Raw genomic sequence first — 4077 nt, 5'->3', positions numbered from 1 at the left:
AATCAAGGAAGAATAGAGGTTCTCCACCTGAACAAGCAATATCATTCACACACATTGCAACTGCATCAATACCAATTGTATCATGTTTATCCATTACAAAAGCAAGTTTTACCTTTGTACCACAGCCATCAGTACCAGATAAAAGAACTGGTTCTTCCATATCCTTGATCTTGCTTAAATCAAAAGCACCAGCAAAACCACCAATACCACCAAGTACTTCTGGTCTCATAGTCGCTTTAACATGCTTCTTCATTAATTCTACTGACTTATAACCTGCTTCAATGTCTACTCCAGCTTTTTTATAATCCATGTTTCTTCATCCTTTTATCTATTATTTTTCCATTCTTGCAAGAACTGCTTTATAAGTTTCAATTAAATAACCTATATCCTGTCTGAATACGTCTTTGTCATACTTCTTGTTAGTATCTACATCCCATAAACGACAAGAATCTCGAGAGATTTCATCAGCTAATACGATTTCGCCTTCTTTAGTCTTACCAAATTCGATTTTGAAATCTACTAGCTTTAAGTTTAATCTTAAGAAGAAAGCCTTAAGTAATTCGTTGATCTTTAATGTTTCAGATTTGATAGTGTTATATTCATCTCTAGTGCAAAGACCTAAAGCAACAGCATGGTCTTCATTGATTAATGGATCACCATATTCATCATTCTTATAACTAATTTCAAAAATTGGTTCTGCTAAAACAACACCTTCCTTAGCACCAAGTCTCTTACAGAAAGAACCTGTTGTAATATTACGTACAATAACTTCTAGTGGGAAGATTTCTACTTTCTTAACTAAATCATCAGTATCATTTAACTTTTCAATCATATGAGTCTTGATACCAGCTTCTTCTAACATATCAAAGATAATACCTGAAATAGTGTGGTTTAATACACCCTTACCAGCAAACTGATCATGTTTTACACCATTACCTGCAGTTGCATCATCTTTATAATGCATTAAGATAACATCTTCATTATCAGTTGCAAAAATTTCCTTAGCTTTTCCTTCGTACATTAATTCTTTCTTTTCCATTGTTGTTTTCTCCTCTTATCTATATTTTTCTGAAATTTCGTTATTTGTATCTAAGCAGGCTTTTTCCATAGCCTGACGGTTGTTCTTTAATTTTTCACTTAATTCTGGATATTTGATTGCCATGATTTCAAGTGCTAACCAGGCAGCATTCTTAGCACCATCAATTGCAACTGTTGCAACTGGAATACCAGAAGGCATCTGGACAATTGATAATAAGGCATCCATTCCATCTAAACTTGCACCTTTAATTGGAATACCAATAACTGGTAACACTGTCATAGAAGCAACGACACCAGGTAAGGCAGCAGCCATACCAGCAGCTGTTAAGATAACATCTGTTCCATTGTTGTTGCATTCTTCTACAAATTCACTCAATGCACGATGTGCACGGTGTGCAGATAAAGCACGTACTTCAACATCTACGCCATATTCTTTTAATATAGCAATTCCTTTTTCTACCTTTGCTTCATCAGAGGCAGAACCCATAATTACTGCAGCTTTCATTTCAGTCCTCCATATTTTCATTATGACTTTCATGATCTAGGTGCTCAGAGGCCTTTCACCTAAACTTGACCTCAATTATTAGAATAAACCAGTAATCTTACCTTCTTCATCAATATCCATATTATTGGCAGCTGGTACTTTTGGTAAACCTGGCATACGCATAATATTTCCAGAAATAGCAACTAAGAATCCAGAACCAGTATTTGGAATCAAGTCATTGATTGTTACCTTGAATCCTTCAGGACGTCCAAGTAAAGTCGCATCATCTGATAAAGAATACTGAGTTTTCGCAATACAGATTGGTAAATCACCTAAGCCCTGAGCAGTGAACTTCTTGATCTTGTTAGCTGCCTTCTTAGTGAAGACAACATCATCTGCACCATAGATTTCTTTGGCGATTGTCTTGATTTTTTCATCAATAGGCATATCCAATGAATAGATAGGTGCATAATGAGATTCTTCTGTATCAAGGATATTTAATAGCTTGTTAGCAAGATCAATGCCTCCTTCGCCACCCTTAGCCCATACTTCAGAAATAGATACTTCAACATTTAATTCCTTACACATATCATCTAATAGCTTTAATTCAGCTTCTGTATCTGTAGGGAAAGCGTTAATAGCAACGATACAAGGTAAACCAAACTTCTTGATATTTTCAATATGTTTAGTTAAGTTACCAATACCCTTCTTTAATGCTTCAAGGTTTTCAGTACTTAATTCTTTCTTGTTAACACCACCATGCATCTTTAATGCACGAACAGTCGCAACAATGACAACTGCATCTGGATTTAAACCAGCCTGACGACACTTGATATCTAAGAACTTTTCAGCTCCTAAATCAGCACCAAATCCTGCTTCAGTAATAGCGTAATCACCAAGTTTCATAGCAAGCTTTGTAGCCATAACTGAGTTACATCCATGAGCGATATTGGCAAATGGACCACCATGTACAAATACTGGAGTATGATCTAAAGTCTGTACAAGGTTAGGCTTGATAGCATCCTTTAATAATAAAGTTACAGCACCAGTTGCATGAATATCATCAACAGTGACTGGTTCACCATCATAATTATAAGCAACAATCATTCTTGCAGCTCTTGCTTTTAAATCTTCAAGAGAAGTAGATAAACATAAGATACCCATTACTTCACTTGCCACACTAATATCAAAACCATCTTCACGAGGAACACCATTTGGTTTACCGCCTAAACCAACAACAATATGTCTTAAAGCACGATCGTTTAAGTCAACAACTCTCTTCCATACAATCTGTCTAGTATCAATATTCAAAGGGTTACCCTGCTGAATAGAGTTATCAAGCATTGCCGCAATCAAGTTATTTGCTGAAGTGATGGCATGAATATCACCTGTAAAATGAAGGTTGATATCTTCCATAGGAACAACCTGGGCATATCCTCCACCAGCTGCACCACCTTTAATACCAAAGCAAGGACCTAAGCTTGGCTCACGCATTGCAACGATAGACTTCTTACCTAACTGATGTAATGCCTGTGATAAACCAATCATTGTAGTTGTCTTACCTTCACCTGCAGGTGTTGGGTTGATTGCAGTTACAAGAATTAATTTACCATCCGGATTATTTTCAACTTTCTTGATAGTTTCTAAAGAGATTTTTGCTTTATATTTACCATATAATTCTAAATCATCTTCAGTCAGTCCAATCTTTTCAGCCACATTTTTTATTGGTTCCATGACTGTACTCTGTGCAATTTCTACGTCTGTTAACATTTTTTTGTTTTTCCTCTCTTTCAGGTTATTTTCTTTCAAAACAATTATATACTAATCCAGTACCTGCATGCTTTCTTTTTTTTTGAAAAAACAAAAAAAGAGCCTACTAAGTCCAGGACGTTGCCCAGACGGTCGGCTCTTCAAGAAATTATACTCCATGTGGTTAATTCCACTTCCGTCAGTCGTATAATACAGTTGTAGTTTATCAAATAACCTATTGTTTGACAAGCACAAATTTGATTAAATATTGTCATAAGTTTATAATATAAAAACGGAGGTAATAACTATGTTTAAAGAAATAGATGTAAAGACATTTGATTTAGAAATATTCAATAAATTGAACAAAGAATGGGCACTACTTAGTGCAGGTAATAAAGACGCATTTAATACTATGACTATTTCATGGGGCGAGATGGGTACATTATGGAATAAGCCAGTGATGACTTGTTTTGTAAGACCACAGCGTTATACAAAGGAATTTATAGATTCTAATGATAAGATGACTCTTTCATTCTTTAATGGAGAACATATGAAAGATTTAACAGTATTAGGTAGAGAATCTGGACGTGATGGAGATAAGATTGCGAAGACTGATTTAACGCCTACATTTATTGAAGGTCTTCCTACATTTGAAGAAGCAGACATTGTTGTTGTGGGAAAGAAACTCTATGAAGATACAATCAAGCCTGAATGTTTCTTAGATGAAACACTTGTGGATAAGAATTACCCTAATAAAGATTTCCATACAATGTATATCTGTGAAGTTGAAAAGATCTATAATAGAG

Annotated in this window: 5 protein-coding genes and 1 riboswitch; of the genes, 1 reads left to right on the top strand and 4 read right to left on the bottom strand. The window is 35.2% G+C overall.

From position 1 onward, the window contains the following. From ACT8VG_RS08215 to ACT8VG_RS08200, 4 genes are all read right to left on the bottom strand, one after another. A partial coding sequence (locus ACT8VG_RS08215) for an AIR synthase related protein (RefSeq protein ID WP_444195601.1) occupies positions 1-310 on the bottom strand: 310 nt, incomplete at its 3' end. Between the two features lie 21 nt (positions 311-331). Next, complete coding sequence (gene purC, locus ACT8VG_RS08210) at positions 332-1039, bottom strand: phosphoribosylaminoimidazolesuccinocarboxamide synthase (RefSeq protein WP_444195600.1); 708 nt, start codon at positions 1037-1039, stop codon at positions 332-334. 15 nt (positions 1040-1054) lie between these two features. Further along, positions 1055-1543 (bottom strand): 5-(carboxyamino)imidazole ribonucleotide mutase, encoded by a 489-nt coding sequence (gene purE / locus ACT8VG_RS08205; RefSeq protein ID WP_006506993.1) that lies wholly within the window; start codon positions 1541-1543, stop codon positions 1055-1057. 78 nt (positions 1544-1621) lie between these two features. Continuing rightward, the gene (locus ACT8VG_RS08200) at positions 1622-3292 is read right to left on the bottom strand and encodes a formate--tetrahydrofolate ligase (RefSeq protein ID WP_444195599.1); all 1671 of its coding nucleotides are present in this window, start codon (positions 3290-3292) and stop codon (positions 1622-1624) included. A 115-nt stretch (positions 3293-3407) separates the two neighbouring features. Then, positions 3408-3488: riboswitch (ZMP/ZTP riboswitch) on the bottom strand. Positions 3489-3578: 90 nt separating this feature from the next. Between ACT8VG_RS08200 and ACT8VG_RS08195 the strand changes: the two genes are divergently transcribed. Further along, on the top strand, positions 3579-4077 hold a 499-nt coding region (locus tag ACT8VG_RS08195), incomplete at its 3' end, for a flavin reductase (protein WP_444195598.1).

It is taken from the genome of Catenibacterium sp., assembly GCF_052354645.1.
GTDB classification, from domain to species: domain Bacteria; phylum Bacillota_I; class Bacilli_A; order Erysipelotrichales; family Coprobacillaceae; genus Catenibacterium; species Catenibacterium mitsuoka_A.
The sequence above is the reverse complement of the archived record's forward strand: the minus strand, read 5'-3'. Positions and strand labels throughout refer to the sequence as shown.